The sequence below is a fragment of the Pseudomonas sp. NMI542_15 genome (genome assembly GCF_021283425.1).
Lineage (GTDB): Bacteria > Pseudomonadota > Gammaproteobacteria > Pseudomonadales > Pseudomonadaceae > Aquipseudomonas > Aquipseudomonas fortuita.
In genome coordinates this window covers 107397-124210 of record NZ_JAJSRO010000004.1, presented here as the reverse complement: position 1 = coordinate 124210, position 16814 = coordinate 107397, and the positions used below count along the sequence as shown (strand labels likewise).

The 16814-nt window shown below is 59.7% G+C and carries 14 protein-coding genes and 1 pseudogene; 10 read left to right on the top strand and 5 right to left on the bottom strand.

The features are described 5' to 3' along the window. The first annotated feature begins 13 nt into the window (after nucleotides 1–13). From LU684_RS09350 to LU684_RS09335, 4 genes are all read left to right on the top strand, one after another. A complete protein-coding gene (locus tag LU684_RS09350; RefSeq protein WP_232894469.1) occupies nucleotides 14–337 on the top strand; it encodes a hypothetical protein in 324 nt (107 codons plus the stop codon). Between the two features lie 51 nt (nucleotides 338–388). Beyond that, nucleotides 389–622 carry a hypothetical protein gene (locus LU684_RS09345; protein WP_232894468.1) on the top strand — a complete coding sequence of 78 codons (234 nt, stop codon included), beginning with the start codon at nucleotides 389–391 and terminating at the stop codon, nucleotides 620–622. Then, on the top strand, nucleotides 619–795 hold the full coding sequence (locus tag LU684_RS09340) for a hypothetical protein (protein WP_232894467.1): 177 nt from the start codon (nucleotides 619–621) through the stop codon (nucleotides 793–795). Before LU684_RS09345 ends, LU684_RS09340 begins: the two co-directional genes overlap by 4 nt. A gap of 169 nt (nucleotides 796–964) precedes the next feature. Next, the gene (locus tag LU684_RS09335) at nucleotides 965–2149 is read left to right on the top strand and encodes an Arm DNA-binding domain-containing protein (protein WP_232894466.1); all 1185 of its coding nucleotides are present in this window, start codon (nucleotides 965–967) and stop codon (nucleotides 2147–2149) included. Nucleotides 2150–2233: 84 nt separating this feature from the next. On the opposite strand, the gene LU684_RS09330 is transcribed toward LU684_RS09335, so the two are convergent. Next, complete coding sequence (locus LU684_RS09330; RefSeq protein ID WP_016486431.1) at nucleotides 2234–3181, bottom strand: LysR substrate-binding domain-containing protein; 948 nt, start codon at nucleotides 3179–3181, stop codon at nucleotides 2234–2236. 101 nt (nucleotides 3182–3282) lie between these two features. Here LU684_RS09330 and LU684_RS09325 point away from each other — a divergent pair, with 101 nt between their 5' ends. Continuing rightward, nucleotides 3283–4596 carry an L-fuconate dehydratase gene (locus tag LU684_RS09325; protein ID WP_102689207.1) on the top strand — a complete coding sequence of 438 codons (1314 nt, stop codon included), beginning with the start codon at nucleotides 3283–3285 and terminating at the stop codon, nucleotides 4594–4596. 62 nt (nucleotides 4597–4658) lie between these two features. After that, nucleotides 4659–5969, top strand: coding sequence for an MFS transporter (locus tag LU684_RS09320; RefSeq protein ID WP_232894465.1), 1311 nt, complete (start codon nucleotides 4659–4661; stop codon nucleotides 5967–5969). On the opposite strand, the gene LU684_RS09315 is transcribed toward LU684_RS09320, so the two are convergent. From LU684_RS09315 to LU684_RS09305, 3 genes are all read right to left on the bottom strand, one after another. Continuing rightward, entirely contained in the window at nucleotides 5961–7319 is a 1359-nt protein-coding gene (locus LU684_RS09315; protein WP_232894464.1) for an aminotransferase class I/II-fold pyridoxal phosphate-dependent enzyme, read from the bottom strand. The genes LU684_RS09320 and LU684_RS09315 overlap by 9 nt on opposite strands. Further along, nucleotides 7316–8701: a hypothetical protein gene (locus tag LU684_RS09310; RefSeq protein WP_016486427.1), complete on the bottom strand. Its 1386-nt coding sequence runs from the start codon at nucleotides 8699–8701 to the stop codon at nucleotides 7316–7318. Before LU684_RS09310 ends, LU684_RS09315 begins: the two co-directional genes overlap by 4 nt. A gap of 516 nt (nucleotides 8702–9217) precedes the next feature. Beyond that, the gene (locus LU684_RS09305; protein WP_016486425.1) at nucleotides 9218–10240 is read right to left on the bottom strand and encodes a zinc-dependent alcohol dehydrogenase family protein; all 1023 of its coding nucleotides are present in this window, start codon (nucleotides 10238–10240) and stop codon (nucleotides 9218–9220) included. Between the two features lie 206 nt (nucleotides 10241–10446). Here LU684_RS09305 and LU684_RS09300 point away from each other — a divergent pair, with 206 nt between their 5' ends. The 3 genes from LU684_RS09300 to LU684_RS09290 all read left to right on the top strand — a co-directional run bounded on the left by LU684_RS09300 (nucleotide 10447) and on the right by LU684_RS09290 (nucleotide 14399). Beyond that, nucleotides 10447–11361: a LysR family transcriptional regulator gene (locus LU684_RS09300; protein ID WP_016486424.1), complete on the top strand. Its 915-nt coding sequence runs from the start codon at nucleotides 10447–10449 to the stop codon at nucleotides 11359–11361. 153 nt (nucleotides 11362–11514) lie between these two features. Then, complete coding sequence (locus LU684_RS09295; RefSeq protein ID WP_054904295.1) at nucleotides 11515–12783, top strand: tyrosine-type recombinase/integrase; 1269 nt, start codon at nucleotides 11515–11517, stop codon at nucleotides 12781–12783. A gap of 368 nt (nucleotides 12784–13151) precedes the next feature. Further along, on the top strand, nucleotides 13152–14399 hold the full coding sequence (locus LU684_RS09290; RefSeq protein WP_024717430.1) for a tyrosine-type recombinase/integrase: 1248 nt from the start codon (nucleotides 13152–13154) through the stop codon (nucleotides 14397–14399). A 372-nt stretch (nucleotides 14400–14771) separates the two neighbouring features. Here the strand turns inward: LU684_RS09290 and LU684_RS09285 are convergent. Further along, a pseudogene (locus LU684_RS09285) lies at nucleotides 14772–15887 on the bottom strand (IS1182 family transposase); the annotation flags it as partial. Between the two features lie 395 nt (nucleotides 15888–16282). On the opposite strand from LU684_RS09285, the gene LU684_RS09280 reads away from it, so the two are divergent. Beyond that, nucleotides 16283–16681 carry an FCD domain-containing protein gene (locus LU684_RS09280; protein WP_161775543.1) on the top strand — a complete coding sequence of 133 codons (399 nt, stop codon included), beginning with the start codon at nucleotides 16283–16285 and terminating at the stop codon, nucleotides 16679–16681. Nucleotides 16682–16814 lie beyond the last annotated feature (133 nt).

The window sequence follows — 16814 nt, the reverse complement described above, 5'->3', positions numbered from 1 at the left end:
GGAGGGCACCTCAATGAGGAAGGTAACCCGCACAGTTGATGACCCGACTGCCAAGTGGGGCTTCCGAGTAATCCCAGCCACCTATGAGGAAGCCGAGAAGATCACCGGCTTCCGCCTGGACCGACGCCACAACTACTCCATCAACCGGGACGGCGAAGTCGAGGTGCTGGGAGTGTGCTCCGTGGAGTGTTCCGGCTGCAGTTGCGACTGCTCAAGCTGCAGCTATGGCTACAACGCCCACCCGGCAGCTGGCTGCCGAGAATGCGGCTACACCGGGCGCAGCCGCATGTACTTCGGCTATCCGCCAAGCCCGCCCCGGCTCATGAAGGCAGCTTAACCCCTCCCCCTACAACTCAAGCCCGCCGACATGCGCGGGCGAGGATTCGTCATGCCTGTCATAACCGTCAAGACCACCATCACCACCAGGTTCGACATCCCCGAGGGCCTGAGCATCGACATGATCCGCCACCAGGCCCTGCCCGTGCTATCCGAGGACGAAGAAGGCACCGACGAGGTGGGTAGCCTGCAGGAAACTGCGCTGAACATGGTTTTCCTGGGTGATGCCGATCCCCGGTCGCGCACCGTCGAGCACTCCATCGTTGAGGGAGGCGACCATCCATGAACCTGATCGACTGCTACGTCACGAAGATCCTCGGCGAGCCGTACCGCAAGTTCGGCCACTGGTGGGTCGACGTCGAATACGACAGCTGGGGCAGCACCAGCAAAACCCAGCTCATGTTCCGTACCGAGGAAGCTGCCCGGGCGGCGCAGGTCGGGCATCACTTCTTGGCCTGAGGAGGCCCATCATGGTCCGATACAAGACCGTGGAACAGTTCTCTCGCGAATCTGGGTACACACCAGACGCCATAAGGACCAAAATCCGCGACGGCAAATGGCCAAAACACATGGTTTGGCGCAAGGCGCCAGACGGAAGAATCCTAATTGACGTTGAGGGGTATTACTCATGGGTAGAGATGGGGGAGGCGTCAGGCCCGCGTCTTCAAGTAGTATCGAAATCACATTCCAATACCAGGGCGTCCGGTGCCGGGAGCGGGTCCAGCTCAAGCCCACCGCCGCTAACCTGAAAAAGGCGGAGCAGCACAAGTCGGCAATCGAGTACGCCATATCAAATGGAACATTCGATTACGCCGCCACATTCCCGCGATCAAAGCGCGCCGCCCAGTTTGCCAGGGCCAGCTCAAACCAGAATATCGGCGTCTACCTGGACGAATGGCTGGAGCGGAAAACGAAGACCTTCAAATCGAGCACCACGGCCCTATACCGGTCAATCATCAGATCGATACTCAAGCCAATGTTTGGGGATCTGTCGCTCGGAGAGCTCAACAAGAAGGTAATCAAGGATCAGTTGTCCGATTACCAGGTTTCGAACAGTAGGCTGACCACAGTTCAGACCTGCTTTCGGTCGGCGCTCAATGACGCAGTAGAGGACGAAATCATTGAGAGCAACCCGCTTTCGGGATGGGCATACAAGAATCGGGAGGAGATCAAGGAGGAGGATGACGTAGACCCGTTCACCCGGGAGGAGCAGGAGGCGCTGCTCAGGGCGGCGCGGGGGGAGACGTGGGCTCAGCTGCAGTTCGCGTTCTGGACGGGCCTTCGTCCTAGTGAGCTAATCGCGCTGGAGTGGGGGGATATTGATTGGATCGCTGGGGAAATCCGAATAGTTCGGGCCAAGACCAGGGCGGCCAAGGTTCCCGAGTCGACCAAAACCGCATCTAGCAGGAGAACGGTTAAGCTGCTTGGCCCTGCAAGAGAGGCACTGCTCAAGCAAAAGGAACTGACCTTTCTGGCCGGAAAGCATGTGTTCCTGAACACCATCACTGGCGAACCATGGCGACATGCCGGCTACATCTACCGAGTGATTTGGGTTCCTGCAATGAAAAAAGCGGGCGTACGGTGGCGGCGCCCCTACCAGAGCCGACACACATACGCCTCGATGATGCTCAGCGCTGGCGAAAATCCGATGTGGGTTGCTCAGCAAATGGGTCACAAAGACTGGACCATGATCGCCAAGGTTTATGGTCGCTGGATGCCCTCTGCCGACGTGGGAGCCGGAGGGCGCGCAGAGGCTCTTTTTGCAAGTAATGCCAGCGTTATGACAACATCACCTCTAGAGCCCGCGTTGTAAGCCGAAAAGATCAAGCTGCAAAAGCTGGAATGGGTCAGGTCCGGCGACATCGGCGGCAGGCCTCAGGCAGGTGAAAAGGCAGGGTTATTGCGCCCGCAGGTAGCGCAGCAAGGTATCCAGGGCAACCGAGTTGGGCCGCGAGCGCAGGGTCAGCACGCCCAGGTTGGCCATGGCCAGCGGCAGCTCTACCGGCAAAATGGCCACCATGCCATAGCGGGCATAATGCTCGGCTACGTCATTGGGCACCACCGCAATCATCTCGGACGCTTCGAGCATGGCAGTGGTGGCCAGAATCGAGGCGGTTTCAACAATGTCCAGTGACTGCACCATGCCCCCGGCCTGCAGCGCACTTTCAACACGGCGGCGCATCGGGCTGCCGATAGGATGCAGTATCCAGGTCAGGGCCACCAGGTCAGCCAATTGCAACCCGGCCGCCGCCGCCAGAGGGTGCCCGGCGCGGGCAATCACGCGCATCTGCTCACCGCCTTCAAACAGTTCGATGTTCAGGTCCTGGCTGTCGCTCTGGTCTGGCAGGCGGCCTACCACCATGTCGAAGTCGCCGCGCAACAACGCCGGCAGCAAGGTATCGCTGGTGCCCACTTCCAGCGAAATGCGCACCTTGGGATGGTCGCGCTTGTAGGCCAGTACCGCCTTGGTCAGAACGCCGGGCACCGGGCCCATGACGCTGCCCACCCGCACCAGGCCCGAGGCCCCGCGCGCCAGTTCGGCGATTTGTGCCTGGGCATGCTCGAACTCATGTAACGCGTTCTGCGCATAGCGGATCATCACCTCGCCATAAAGCGTTGCTTGCATGCCCCGCGGCAAGCGCTCGAACAAACGCACGCCAAGGCGCTCCTCAAGCTGCTGCAGCAACAGGCTCGCCGCCGGTTGCGTGGTGTGCATCGCGGCGGCGGCACGGCGCAGGTTGCCGAACTCGCCCAGGGCATTGAGCAGCGTGATCTGGCGGCTGGAGATCTTCAATGCGCCGAGGCTGGGTGGCGCCTGGATGGGGTCGAGTGGCAAGCGAGACATATCGAATCCGGTATCGCTGATTAAGAATTGGCGATTATGCCTGTATCGCTCGACAACCTACAGTCAGGTCTCCCAGCGCTTGAGCAGAACAAGAGTCGACCATGAGCATACGTATTACCCACCTGAGCGTTCGCGACATCCGTTTTCCGACCTCGCTGTCGCTGGACGGCTCCGACGCCATGAACAGCGCCCCCGACTATTCGGCAGCCTACGTGGTGCTGCACACCGACGCCGAGGCCCTTGAGGGCCACGGCCTGACGTTCACCATCGGCCGCGGCAACGAGATCTGCGCAGCAGCGGTGCAGTCGCTGGCACCCCTGATCGTCGGCCTCAGCCTCGAAGAAATCACCGCCGACATGGGCGGTTTCTGGCACCGCTTTACCGTCAGCGACAGCCAACTGCGCTGGCTAGGCCCTGAGAAAGGTGTGATCCACCTGGCCACTGCGGCCATCATCAACGCGGTGTGGGACCTGTGGGCCAAGCACGAAGGTAAACCGGTATGGAAACTGCTGGCGGACATGACGCCTGAACAGTTGGTGGGCTGCCTGGACTTCAGCTACGTCACAGACGTGCTCACCCCCGAGGAAGCCATTGCCCTGCTGCGCCGCCAGGCACCGGGTAAGGCCCAACGAGAGGCGCAGATGCTGCGCGAAGGCTACCCCGGCTATACCACCGCGCCAGGCTGGTTGGGTTACAGCGAAGAAAAAATGCGCAAACTGGCCCGTGAGGCCGTGGAGGATGGCTGGACCCACATCAAGCAGAAGATCGGCGCCGACCTGGAAGAAGACATACGCCGCGCCAGCATCCTGCGCGACGAAATCGGTTGGGAACGCACCCTGATGATGGATGCCAACCAGGTGTGGGGCGTGGAGGAGTCAGTCGCCAACATGCGCCGCCTGGCCGCCTTCGAACCGCTGTGGATCGAAGAGCCGACCAGCCCGGACGACATTCTCGGCCACGCCACCATTCGCCAGCGCATCGCGCCGATCGGTGTGGCCACCGGTGAGCATTGCCATAACCGGGTCATGTTCAAGCAGATGTTCCAGGCCGGTGCGCTGGATTTCTGCCAGCTGGATGCCGCCCGACTGGGTGGCCTGAACGAAGTGCTGATCGTGCTGCTGATGGCGGCCAAGTACGACGTGCCGGTGTGCCCGCACGGCGGCGGTGTCGGGCTGTGCGAATATGTGCAGAACATCGCCCTGTTCGACTACATCGCAGTGTCTGCTTCGCTGCACAATCGGGTGCTGGAGTACGTCGATCACCTGCATGAGCACTTCATCGACCCGGTGGTGATCCGCCGTGGGCGCTACATGCCACCGCAACGCCCGGGCTACAGCATCGAAATGCATGCCGAGACCCTGGAGCGCTACCAGTACCCCAACGGCGCGGTGTGGCTCGATATCAACCGTTCCTGAACAACACGCCTGGTGTGCCCGCTACGGGCACACCACCAGCACTTTTCACGGGGAAAAAAACAATGACAACCCTCACCCGTGCAGCGGCTTCGGCCCCTGCCGCCACCACCGAGCAGCGCCTGAATGGCCTGCTGTTACGCAAATTGATGCCACTGCTCATCGTCGTCTACGTGATGAGCTTTCTCGACCGCACCAACATCGCCCTGGCAAAAGCCAGCATGGGCATCGACCTGGGCCTGTCAGCAGCGGCCTATGGCCTGGGGGCGGGCCTGTTCTTCCTTACCTATGCATTGGCCGAAGTGCCGAGCAACCTGATCATGCACCGGGTGGGCGCACGCTTCTGGATTACCCGCATCATGATCACCTGGGGCCTGCTCTCGGCGGGCATGGCCTTCGTCCAGGGAGAAACGTCGTTCTATATCATGCGCCTGCTGCTAGGGGTGGCCGAAGCAGGCCTGTTTCCTGGGGTGATGCTGTACCTGACCTACTGGTTTGACCGTGAGCAGCGCGCCCGCGCCACGGGTTACTTCCTGCTGGGCGTGTGCCTGGCCAACATCCTCAGCGGCCCACTGGGCGGTGCCCTGCTGGAAATGGACGGCGTACTGGGCTGGCATGGCTGGCAGTGGCTGTTCGTAGTCGAAGGCTTGCCCGCCGTGGCCCTGGCCGTTGTGGTGTGGAAAAAGCTGCCCGATGGCCCGGCCTCGGCGCCCTGGCTATCAGCCGCCGACGCCCAGGACATCGAACGCCGCCTGGCGGCCGAACGGGCTGCCGCGCCCCAGCAGAGCAAGCTGGGGCAGATGTTCCGCGACCGGCAGATCTGGCTGGCGATCTCGGTGTACTTCGTGCACCAGATCACCATTTACACCGTGATTTTCTTCCTGCCCGGCATTATCGGCACTTACGCTGCGCTATCCCCCTTCCAGATAGGCCTGCTGACTGCCGTGCCATGGGTTGCTGCTGCCATCGGTGCTGCCACCTTCCCACGCCTGGCCACCTCGCCACGCCGTTGCCGCACCCTGCTGTTTGGCGGCCTGCTGACCATGGCGACAGGGTTGCTGCTGGCGTCGCTGGCCAACTCGTTCATCGGCCTGATCGGGTTTTCCCTGACCGCGCTGATGCTGTTCGTGGTGCAGTCGATCCTGTTTGTCTTCCCGTCCAGCAGGCTGAGTGGCAGCGCCCTGGCGGCGGGCCTGGCGTTCGTTACCACCTGCGGCCTGTTTGGTGGTTTCGTCGGCCCGTCGGTGATGGGCCTGATCGAGCAGACCACCGGCAGCACCCGCAACGGTTTGTGGATCATTGCCGCATTGCTGGTGCTGGCAGCGTTGCTCAGTACCCGCTTGCGCCAGGGGCAAGAGCATGCGCAGTCAGCGTGACACGCCGCCGGGCCGCCCACAACGCGGCTCCAGCGCCTGCGCCAGGCGCTCCACCGCCTGTTGCAGGTCACCCGGCTGGTCACCCAGCCACACCAGTGCCAGGTACTGCTGGTATCGCCCCTGCAGGCTGAACTGCCAGCCCGGCAGTGCATGCAAGGCGGAACCTGCCAACGCCGCAACAATGCAATCCCACTCCAGCGGTTGGCGAAAACGCACCCACAGCATTCGTCCGCCCTGGGGCATCTGCAACGCCACCCGCTGACCGAACTGCAACTCCAGCGCGCGTACCAGGTACTGTGTACGCCTGTGCAGGTCGGTACGCAGCTGGACAAGCTGCATCTCGATCTGCCTTTTGCCCAGCATCAGGGCAAGCGCTTGCAGGCGCAGCGGCGCAAGCCGAAATGCCCGTTCGGCAAACGCTTTGGCCAGTGCCGCGTCATGGCCCAGCACATAGGCGTAAGGTGCCTCGGCACCCACTGCCGCCTCGAATGCCCCCAGCACCAACAGCCAGCGGGGGTCGACCCAGTCGCGCAGGCGCGTGTGTGGCGGCCCGCTGTAACAGTGCTCACTGTCCAGGTCGTTTTCCAGCAACCAGACAGCATGCTGGTCCAGTAGCTGACCAAGCTGCTGCTGGTAGTGCGGCGACACCAGCCGCCCTTGTGGCATGCTCAGGCAAGACGGCATGACCAGCATGCACACCGGCTCGCCGCCCAGCAACCGGGCCAAGGCACGCAGGTCCGGGTTGCCGCGGCTATCCGCAGGCACTTCCAGCACCCGCATGCCAGCACGCGCGAAAGCGCGCAACACCTGCCAGCAACAGGGCGACTGCACCAGTACCGTCCCGCCCTGCAAGGCAAGCCCTGCGAGCACCGTCTCCAGCAACGCTTGCACGTCAGGGGCCAGTTGAACGTCCTCGGCACGCCAGTACTGGCTGGAGGAACGGGTATAACGCTCAGCCAAGGCATTGCGCAGACGGGAGTCGCCGAGCATCTCCCTGGGTGCAACGCTGCTGGCGCGCTGACGGGCCATGCGCCGCTCGTGGCCTAGCAGCGCACGCTCCAGCAGTGGCTGTACCGGCAAGGGAGACTGCGGGTACATGGGCGCTGCCTGCGCCTTTGCAGCGACCTGAGCGTAGTAGCCGGACCTCGGCAGACACTGGACCCGGCCTTCTTCCTCCAGCAGGTTGTAGGCACTCTGCACAGTCGCCAATGACACCCGCAACCGTCGGGACAGTGCACGTAACGACGGTAACTTGCAGGGGCCAACGCCTGAGCCCTGCTCGATCAACGCCTCCAGGTAGCGGTACACCTTGCGATAGGCGAACTCGCCGGGAACCGCTGGCCCTTTCAAGGCAACGCCACTGGGCTACGGCGGCGCCCCGACGAAGGCCGTGGCAGCAACCTGAGGTGCACATCGCGGCGGGCCAGGTTGCTCTGTAAGCGCCAGGCAGTCAGCGGCATGCGCCCCTCATAGATTGCCCGTAACTGCACCAGCGGCAGGCCACTGGTATTCACCAGCCAGTCCCGCACCGCATCGGGGCAGGGTTTGCCTTGCAGGGCCCGGTGCAGGTACGGCAGCGCTACCAGCATGTCTGCATGCCGGCACTGCAGAAAATGCTCGAGCTTCTTTCCCTGCCTGGCGAAGGGACTGAACAGCAGGCACACCAGTTGAGTCTGGTTGATACCGTAGGCTTTGCCCAGCGCCAGGGTGTGCCCATCGCGAGTCTTGCTATCACCCGACGGGTTCGCCAGCGAAAGCGCCGGGCGAGCGGCCTGCAGCTCCAGGCTGCGGGCGCGCAGTTGGTGCAACTGGGCCCGGGCGTTCGGATCGACGAACGCCGCCAATGGCCAGGCATCATCGGCCTTTTCGAGACCAGCACCCAACATGGCATCCAGTTGCTGCCCTTCAAGCAGATGCGGCAGCAGGTCATCTATGGCAAGTAGCCGCAACGATGCCTCCTGCGCGGCATCGCCCTGTGTGGGCTTCGCCAGGCTGCCCGGCGAGGCATCGGCTGCGCCGTGCAACCGGCTCAGCCCGTGGGCCAGCGCCGCCAGGCAGTGATGCAACACATGGGGGCCGCGCTCCCCTGCCAGGCGCAGACTACGCCGGGCCCACGCCAGGTAGCGGCGCCGCTGGCGTACGGGAATGGCGGTGATCAAGACATCGGCCGGTGTCGCGGCCTGCAGCGCAGAACACGCGGCATCCGCCAGCTCCAGGTGCAGCCGGCTACCCAGCAGGGCTTCGGGCCTGGCATCGACCATGTGCCCGAACATCAGCAGGGCGTTTCTCGCCAGCAGCCAGCGGTCGGGCGCTGCCGAAGACCGACGGCTGAAGGGCACCACTTCGCGCCCTTCGATCATCTGTAACTGAACCCGCGGGTCATCCTGCATGAACAGGGCACTGAAACTGCCCTCGTGGAATTCCAACGTATCGCTGGCAGCCACCGGCAGGCTGACCACGAGTACCCGCAACTGAAAGGTTACCGGCGCACGCAGGGCAATGCTCAGTTGTGCCGCACGCAGCATGGCCAGCAACCTGGCACTGTGGCGATCGCAACCTTGCAGTACCAGCACGCGGAACGTACCGATATACTCTGGCCCACCTGCAGCGACCAGCAAACGTTGTATCAGCAATTGAAGGGACGCGCGTTGCGCCTGAGACATTTGGCTCAACAAACGCTCGAGCACTTGTTGGTAGATATAATGCATTGCCTGATCGTGAATAGCCGTCACGAAATCACCTCATCAACTTCATGCAGCCAACGCGTGCCGAATCCTGTATTCAAGATTCAACACGCCCTGCGCTTACCCGGAAGAAATTTCCTACAATCAAATTGAAGTAATTACGTAACGCATCACTGTCGCCAGACCATCGAAAAATACTCGCCACCGCGACAGCCCGCCGCTACCAAACACAGCTCATCCTCAGGCATAGCCATGCTCATTCCACGCTCCTTGCGCAAACTATCATCGTGCCATTATCGGGGGATGCAGAGCGAATATAAGATACAGATCGGGGTAAAAAAACCATTCAGCACGACGGCGGATATACACTGAACGCCGAGCCGAAATCGTTCAAGACTGAATTGTTGGCGGAATATTTCCACAAAACGCCAGGCCATCGCCTTATATGTAGTCCGCGACTGATTTTAATGTAGGAATATTCTTATAGTTGGCATTTAAATCATTCTGTTTCGCGCACAAAAAACCCGGGACTCAGCCCGGGTTCATCAGCAATGCAAACAGCTGTCAGTGTTGCGCCATGTCCAGTACCACCCGCCCACCACAAGGGCATTGGTCCATGTAACGATGCGCCTCCACCACCTGCTCGAACGGATACACCTTGATGATTTGCGGTGTCAGCAACTGGTCGGCGGTGAACTGGTTGATATCGCGCAAGGCACGCTGCAGCGCGACCTGGTCCTGGCTGATGCCAAGCTCCGGCTTGCCGGTGAAGTTACCGATGCAATGCACGTAGAACTGGATGTTCTTCTGGAAGGCTGCACAGGCCGGGAACGGCGTCTGGTTACCGCCTTGAAGGCCATACAGGACCAGGCTGCCACGTGGCGCCAGCACATCGCCCAGCAGCGACATCTGCGGCCCGCCCATACCATCGAGGACCATGTCCACGCCGCGGCCATCGGTGTACTTGCCAACCTGCAGCAACAAGTCCTGTTCCTCAGTGACAATCACCTTGTCGGCCCCCAGGCCCAACAGGTAATCCCGCTGCTCCGCTTCTTTGGTAGCAGCAAACACCTTCAGCCCCAGGGCCTTGCCCAACTGGACGAAAGCGGGGCCGGCACAATGGCTGGCATCGGTTACCAGCGCGGTCTGCCCGGCCTTGGCCCGGGCCAGGTCAACGTAGGCGAAATAGGCGATCAGCAACGGCGTGTAGTGCACGCTCGCCTCGATCGGCGTGAGCACATCCGGGTAACGGGTAATGGCCGTACGCGGCAGCACGATGACATCGCCATACACGGGGTGATCGTTGGCACTGGTGGCCGGGAAGCTGGCGACCCGGTCGCCCACCGCAATGTCCTCGACCCCTTCACCGACCGCAGTCACCACCCCGGCCATTTCGTGGCCGATGCCCGCCGGCAGGCGTGCCTGGGACGGCGCCAGGTTCTGGCGCCAGAGCACGTCATACCAGCTGACGCCAATCGCCTGGACGCGGATCTGTACCTCGTCGGCAGCGGGTGACGGTTCGGCCTGCTCCTCGCAACGGAGCACATCGGCAGCGCCGAACTTGTGGAAACGGATCATGCGGGACATCGCATACCTCGCCTTTGTGAACCTCTAATTACCACTGACTTTATCCGGGCTTTGACGGTTAGACCATCAGTGGTCATTAATAGTCGACATGCTTGTCATCGATTGGGCACCTGACTTTCCCTGCAATGGGTCCCCCTAAACCCGTGCAGGGTAACAGCCTTTGGCCGTAAGATTCACCCCTGCCCCACTTTAGGCGAAGCGCACCGATGAATCGAAACGACCTGCGTCGCGTAGACCTCAACCTGCTGATCGTGTTCGAAACGCTGATGCATGAGCGCAGCGTGACCCGCGCTGCGGAAAAACTGTTCCTCGGCCAGCCGGCCATCAGCGCGGCCTTGTCGCGCCTGCGCAACCTGTTCGACGACCCGCTGTTTGTGCGCACCGGCCGCAGCATGGAACCCTCGGCGCGGGCCCACGAGATATTCGCCCTGCTGTCCCCGGCGCTGGATTCGATTTCCACTGCAGTCAGCCGCGCTGCCGAGTTCGACCCCGCCACCAGCAACGCAGTGTTCCGCATCGGCCTGTCGGACGATGCCGAGTTCGCCCTGCTACCACAGCTGCTCAAGCGCATCCGCGCCGAAGCGCCGGGCATCGTGCTGGTGGTGCGGCGGGTCAACTACCTGCTGATGCCGACGTTGCTGGCCTCGGGCGAGATTTCGGTGGGGGTCAGCTACACCAGCGAACTACCGGCCAACGCCAAGCGCAAGGTACTGCGCCGCAGCATGCCGAAGCTGCTGCGTGCCGACAGTGTGCCCGGCAGCATCACCCTGGACGACTTCTGCGCGCGGCCGCATGCGCTGGTGTCGTTTGCCGGTGACCTGTCCGGGTTCATCGACGAAGCCCTGGAAGAGATTGGCCGCAAGCGCCACGTGGTGCTGGCGGTGCCGCAGTTCAACGGGCTGGGGAGTTTGCTGGCGGGGACAGACATCGTGGCCACTGTGCCGGACTATACGGCCGATGTGCTGACCGCGGCGGGCGGATTGCGGGCCGAGGACCTGCCGATATCGGTGCGCAGTTTCGAACTGCACATGGCCTGGCGCGGGGCGCAAGACAACGACCCGGCGGAGCGGTGGTTGCGGTCGCGAATTCAGATGTTCTTTGGGGACCCCGATAGCCTCTGACCGAGTTCCACTGAGATCCAATAATGCTTCAAAAGCATAGACTTAGAGCAAATCATCGTCCGTTTCCGTCCATCGGAATCCACTCAATTCCAGCTTGACTGGGGGTATCTTTGGGGGACACCAAGCCCAAACTGAAAAAGATACCCCCACATCATGTCCCCCGAAAAACCGCCACCCTTCCGCCAGAAACTCAGCGATGCATTCATTCGGTCGTTGACCACATCAGGCAAGTACGCCGATGGCGACGTGCCGGGTCTCTATCTACAAGTGCGTGCCTCGCTCAAGCCTGGCAAATCTCCCTCCCGGCACTGGCGACTGAAGTACCGTCTTCGCGGCAAGGAAAACGTGTTCGTGATCGGCAGGTATCCGGATGTGGGCTTGAAAGAAGCCCGCGAGCTCGCCCGGGCAGCGCGCAATAGCGTGGCCAATCACATCGACCCACTCAAAGCCAAAAAAGCCAAGATTGAGGCGCAATGGCTAAATGAGTCACGTACGTTCGCCTACGTCGCTGAGGAGTGGATGAAGTTCAAATCCGCCGACCTAGTCAGCAAATCCGTCGCAGGATTTCGCGGCGCACTGCAGAACCACATTTTACCCGCTATCGGCGAGCGGCCCGTCAGCGAAATCAAACTCGAGCACATCACCGCGATCATTACCGAGTTGCGATACAAGCGAATCATGGCGATGGCGAGGCGCGTGCGGACGATCATTCGCTCCATCCTCGGCTTTGCCGAAGGACGTGGCTGGGTCGAGCGAAATGTGGCCCTGAGCAACACTGAGGAACTCAAGATCCGCCACGTGGTGACCAGCAACCCGGCCATTGAGCGGCCTGCTGATCTGGGCAAGTTTCTGCTGCGCCTGGATGATCTGAACCTTGGGAGCGTGGCCTATGCGATGCGCCTACTGGTGCTGTTGCCGGTTCGGCCGGGCGAACTTGTGAAGATGCGCTGGGAGGATGTCGATATGATCGGCGCCGATTGGCGATATGTGGTCAGCAAGACCAAACATCTGGACAAGAGCAAGCATATCGTGCCGCTCCCAGAGCAAGCGCTAGTCCTACTGCGCGAGCTGCACAAAGATCGGTTGGTTGATGATGCCGGTCACGGCTGGGTGTTCGGATCGCCTGTCTATCCAGGCCGGTCAATCGATGCGACGTCCATCCTCAAGTCGCTGCAAAAAGTCTGGCCTGAGTACGCAATCACCGCTCACGGCTTTCGGGCTACCTACCGCACGATCGCTCATGAGCATTTGGGCATCGATCCAATTGTACTGGAGCTGTCGCTATCGCACCGGATGCCAGGTGCGCTGGGAGCAGTTTACGCACGCGCTCAGCTCTTGAGTCAGCGCCGGGAAGCCGCGCAACTGTGGGCGAATTACTTAGATCAGCTTCGGAACAATACAAAGCTAGCGCTTGCAGATTAATCGCCGCCCCCTGAATTGAAGCCCAACGGTAACGGCCCCAGTCGTCTTTCTTCCCGTAACACGCCAAACGAATTTGGCGGAGTATGCGGGATTCGAACTCAACAGCACAGCTCCAAAAGTCAAAATTTTTACTGATAAAAATCAATATCTTATGAAAATCAGTTCGAATGCAGCGTAGTCATTCGAAGTGTGTTTCCACTCCCGACCACCGGCATCCAAAACCCGACGCCCGGCCGCTCTAGAACGGTATATTGCGGGTAACCTAAATGTTGCCACAGTCTTCTAGCTTCCGCCCAGTTCCGTCTGTTTCCAGGCTGTGAGTGGGGGACCAACTGGGGGACCAGATTCAGAGATCGGAGGTCACCACCATGCCCAAGCTCACCGCGAAATTGATAGAAAACCTCAAGGACTATGGCAAGTACGATGATGGCGATGGCCTGCGCCTTGTCATTCGAAAGTCTGGAAAAGCGTGGGTGCTGCGCTACCAGCTTGCAGGCAAGCGCAAGGAAATCGGCTTGGGCCCCTACCCTCACTATGGGTTGAAGGAGGCGCGCTCCCGCGCCGACACTCACAGAGCATTGATTCGGGAGGGTATCGACCCTTTGACACATAAGGCTGATGCACTCCAGCAAGCTGAAGCTGCTCGGATTGCTCGGGATCTGAACCTTGAAAACACCTTCCGCGCTTGTGCCGTGGACTACATCGAAGCCCATAGAGCTGGCTGGAAAAACGCAAAACACGCGCAACAATGGGTCAACACTCTTACCACGTATGCATTTCCCTTTATCGGAGAAAAGCCAGTCGACGAAGTTGAAACAGACGATATCCTGAAGATTCTGAATCCGATATGGACCGCTAAGCCTGAGACAGCGGCCAGGGTCAGAAACCGGCTAGAACTTGTTCTCGATGCTGCCAAAGCACGCCGGCTGCGCACGGGTGAAAACTCCGCTCGCTGGCGAGGTCACTTGGACAAGCTTCTGCCTAGAAGAAGGCTGGCAGACCGTGGTAATCATCCCGCTCTACCTTGGGAGCAATTACCAGCCTTCATGGCAGAACTAGAGCAATCCTGGGACCTTAGTTCAACTGCGGTGAAGTTAACCGTGCTGTGCGCTTTGCGCACAAGCGAAGTGATAGGTGGGTATTGGGAAGAGGTTGATCTGGACGAAGAAATTTGGACTATTCCGGCTTCCCGGATGAAAGCCGGGCGCCAGCATCGAGTACCGTTATCTAAAGCCGCCCTGCATACGCTCAGGTGCCTGAAGGCGGAAAGCAAAAGTGGGTTGCTTTTCCCGGGGCGGAGCATTGGTCGACCGCTCTCGAACATGGCAATGCTACAAAAAATACGCGGTATGGATGAGAAGTCCTTAGCCAACGACGGACCAGGCTGGCGCAACGAAGCGGGTGAAGTCATCACCATGCATGGTTTCCGATCAAGCTTCAGAGACTGGGCTGCCGAGACAACTAACTTCGCCAATATCGTCCCTGAAATGGCCTTGGCGCATAAAATCAGTAATGCGACTGAAGCAGCGTATCGACGAGGCGATCTGCTCGAAAAACGAAAACAGCTTATGGAGGAATGGGCTCGCTATGCACTGTCAGGTTGCAAAGCAACCTGACCAAGGCAAGGTGCTGGCTGAACTGAATTAAAGGATGAAAGACAGTCTCGAACTCAGGCAGACATCATTGGCATCTTTGTGCGCCACCAAGCTTCCCTACGCAACTGCCCCACCCCCAACGCAATCTGGAGTACCTTTCGGCGCTCCCGCGCTAGAATCTGGAGATTGCAGGTAACTCATGAACGTCCGCTATCGACCCAGGCTGTGTGAAAACGCAGTAAACACGTCGAAAACTGAGAGTCGCGCGGATTGCCTGTGGAATTAGCAGGCGAGAGCGTGAATAGCCCTACCCAGCGAAGTAGACATTTGTAGTGCTATATGGGCCGCGTCAGCGGCCCATATAGCTGTTTGCGGGCCAGCAAGCGGCGGGGTTTACGCCCTGATTGCCTCAAGTAGCCCTGCGATGCCGAAGATGCTCATCATCCGTTTGAGGTTGTAGGCGAGCACGTGAAGGCTCATCTCAGTGCTTACCCTCGGCAGGGTTCTGGTCAGGAAGTGGGTACTTCCCATCCAGAATTTGAGCGTGCCAAAGGGATGCTCCACCGTCTGCCGGCGAACCTTCATCTTCCCTGGATCTTGCTCCAATCGGATTTGCACTCTCTCGACTACTTCTTCATGCTCCCAGCGCTTGAGTCGCCGCTCTTTACCGGTCGTACACTGCTTCTGCATGGAGCAGCTCTGGCATCCTGAAAACCAATAGCAGTGCAGTAACATGCCGTCCTCCATCGAGGAATGCCGGCGCGTCAGCAACTGGCCCGCAGGGCATCGATATTCGTCCGATGCAGCCATGTAGGTGAAGTCCTGCTTGCCGAATCGGCCTTCCGCTTTGCTGCTCGATGTCAGGGGTTTCGGTACAAAGGTGGTGATACCCGCCTGCTCGCAAGCAAGGACTTCCGGGCCTTTGTAATAGCTTCGATCAGCGACCACTGTCAGCGCCTCAGCACCGATTTCTTCACGTGCCTGGTTAGCCATATTGCTCAGTTGCCCGCGATCATTACCAACGTTGGTCACCTCATGGGCAATGATCAGATGGTGCTTGTCGTCGACTGCTGTTTGTACGTTGTACCCAACTGTGCCGGAGCCTCGGCCGCTTGTGGCCATTGAGCGGGCATCTGGATCGGTAAGAGAGATTTGCTGATCGGGACTGGCGTGAAGCTGCGCCTCAATGTCCTTCAGTTTTTGCATCTGCTGTTTCAGCTTTTCGACTTTGTCTTTCAATCGCTCAGTCTTGGCCTCGGCCACTTCCGGCGCTGCCCGATCGGCTGAATCCATTGCCGCTAGATAGCGGTCGATGCTCTGCTCGATCTGCTGCATGCGCGCCTTCACCTTGCCTTGAGTGAAATTGCGGTCGCGGTTATTCACGGCTTTGAATTTGCTGCCGTCGATGGCGATGAACGATTGGGAGAAGAGATTGAGGTTGCGGCAAAGCACGACGAACTGTCGGCCGACGCTGCGAATGGCTTTACCGTTATCTCTGCGAAAGTCGGCAGGCTTCGCAGCCAGAAGCCCTCGCCTCGCGCCATAATGCGTGGTGGCACCATGGCCGGCAGGAACGGCCGCGAGTAGGCATCGGCAAGGGCGGCGATGACCTTCGGCCAGGTGGCCAGACGGGAGACATCGGCGTCGGTCAGGAATACGGTGGACACGTTTGCCACCAGGTTGTCGAGATTTTGTACTGCGTCCATAGGGTCCTCCAGAACCGTTGTGCCAAGTCTATGAAGGGCGGCACTGACGAGCTATGCGAGAGGACCCAATACAGTTATCTATAAATTGCTGATCGCTTGAGTATTGAAAAATAGATAACTGCTTTGTAATTGCTCCGGACGCAGGTGGGCATGGGCTCAGTTATCCTCCGCGTGTACGCAAACAACACGTGGACTATCATGTTCGAAATTGATGAATTGGCCGCCTTCGAATATCGACTGGTGATCGAGATGGCTGCGGCTGCACTCGCCGCACAACGCCGCAGCGTACGGGACTTAGAACGTATGGCGCGCAAGCTCGACGACCTCTTGGGGGCGCAGATTTCAACTGAGTTCGAACGTTCCGACCTGAATTTTCGTGAAGCAATGGGAGTAGCGAGTGGCAACAGGTACTTGCTCGATGCTATATCCAGCTTCAACACTCAACATGCTTCGACGACGATCGAGACGCAACAGCATATTATCGAATATCAAGCAATTTATCAGGCCATTAGCAGTAGTGACATTGAGTTCGCCAGAGCTGCAGTACATCAGCAGCTAATAAAATGGCATAACCGCTCAAAAGACCTTTCTCAGTAGGAGAGCACTGCCCTTCCAGATCTTCGGGATGACGGGATACTAAACGCAGGGTATCTTTTGTCACTGCAAAAACACTGCATATCAGTTGATATCGCACTGCTTTGCATATTGGCAAGCGCCGCATGACCGGCGC

What these genes read in the sequence shown, in the direction of transcription:
- LU684_RS09350 (WP_232894469.1), top strand. Translation starts at nt 14, where the DNA reads ATGAGGAAGGTAACCCGCACAGTTGATGACCCGACTGCCAAGTGGGGC.
- LU684_RS09345 (WP_232894468.1), top strand. Translation starts at nt 389, where the DNA reads ATGCCTGTCATAACCGTCAAGACCACCATCACCACCAGGTTCGACATC.
- LU684_RS09340 (WP_232894467.1), top strand. Translation starts at nt 619, where the DNA reads ATGAACCTGATCGACTGCTACGTCACGAAGATCCTCGGCGAGCCGTAC.
- LU684_RS09335 (WP_232894466.1), top strand. Translation starts at nt 965, where the DNA reads ATGGGTAGAGATGGGGGAGGCGTCAGGCCCGCGTCTTCAAGTAGTATC.
- LU684_RS09330 (WP_016486431.1), bottom strand. Translation starts at nt 3,181, where the DNA reads ATGTCTCGCTTGCCACTCGACCCCATCCAGGCGCCACCCAGCCTCGGC.
- LU684_RS09325 (WP_102689207.1), top strand. Translation starts at nt 3,283, where the DNA reads ATGAGCATACGTATTACCCACCTGAGCGTTCGCGACATCCGTTTTCCG.
- LU684_RS09320 (WP_232894465.1), top strand. Translation starts at nt 4,659, where the DNA reads ATGACAACCCTCACCCGTGCAGCGGCTTCGGCCCCTGCCGCCACCACC.
- LU684_RS09305 (WP_016486425.1), bottom strand. Translation starts at nt 10,240, where the DNA reads ATGTCCCGCATGATCCGTTTCCACAAGTTCGGCGCTGCCGATGTGCTC.
- LU684_RS09300 (WP_016486424.1), top strand. Translation starts at nt 10,447, where the DNA reads ATGAATCGAAACGACCTGCGTCGCGTAGACCTCAACCTGCTGATCGTG.
- LU684_RS09295 (WP_054904295.1), top strand. Translation starts at nt 11,515, where the DNA reads ATGTCCCCCGAAAAACCGCCACCCTTCCGCCAGAAACTCAGCGATGCA.
- LU684_RS09290 (WP_024717430.1), top strand. Translation starts at nt 13,152, where the DNA reads ATGCCCAAGCTCACCGCGAAATTGATAGAAAACCTCAAGGACTATGGC.
- LU684_RS09280 (WP_161775543.1), top strand. Translation starts at nt 16,283, where the DNA reads ATGTTCGAAATTGATGAATTGGCCGCCTTCGAATATCGACTGGTGATC.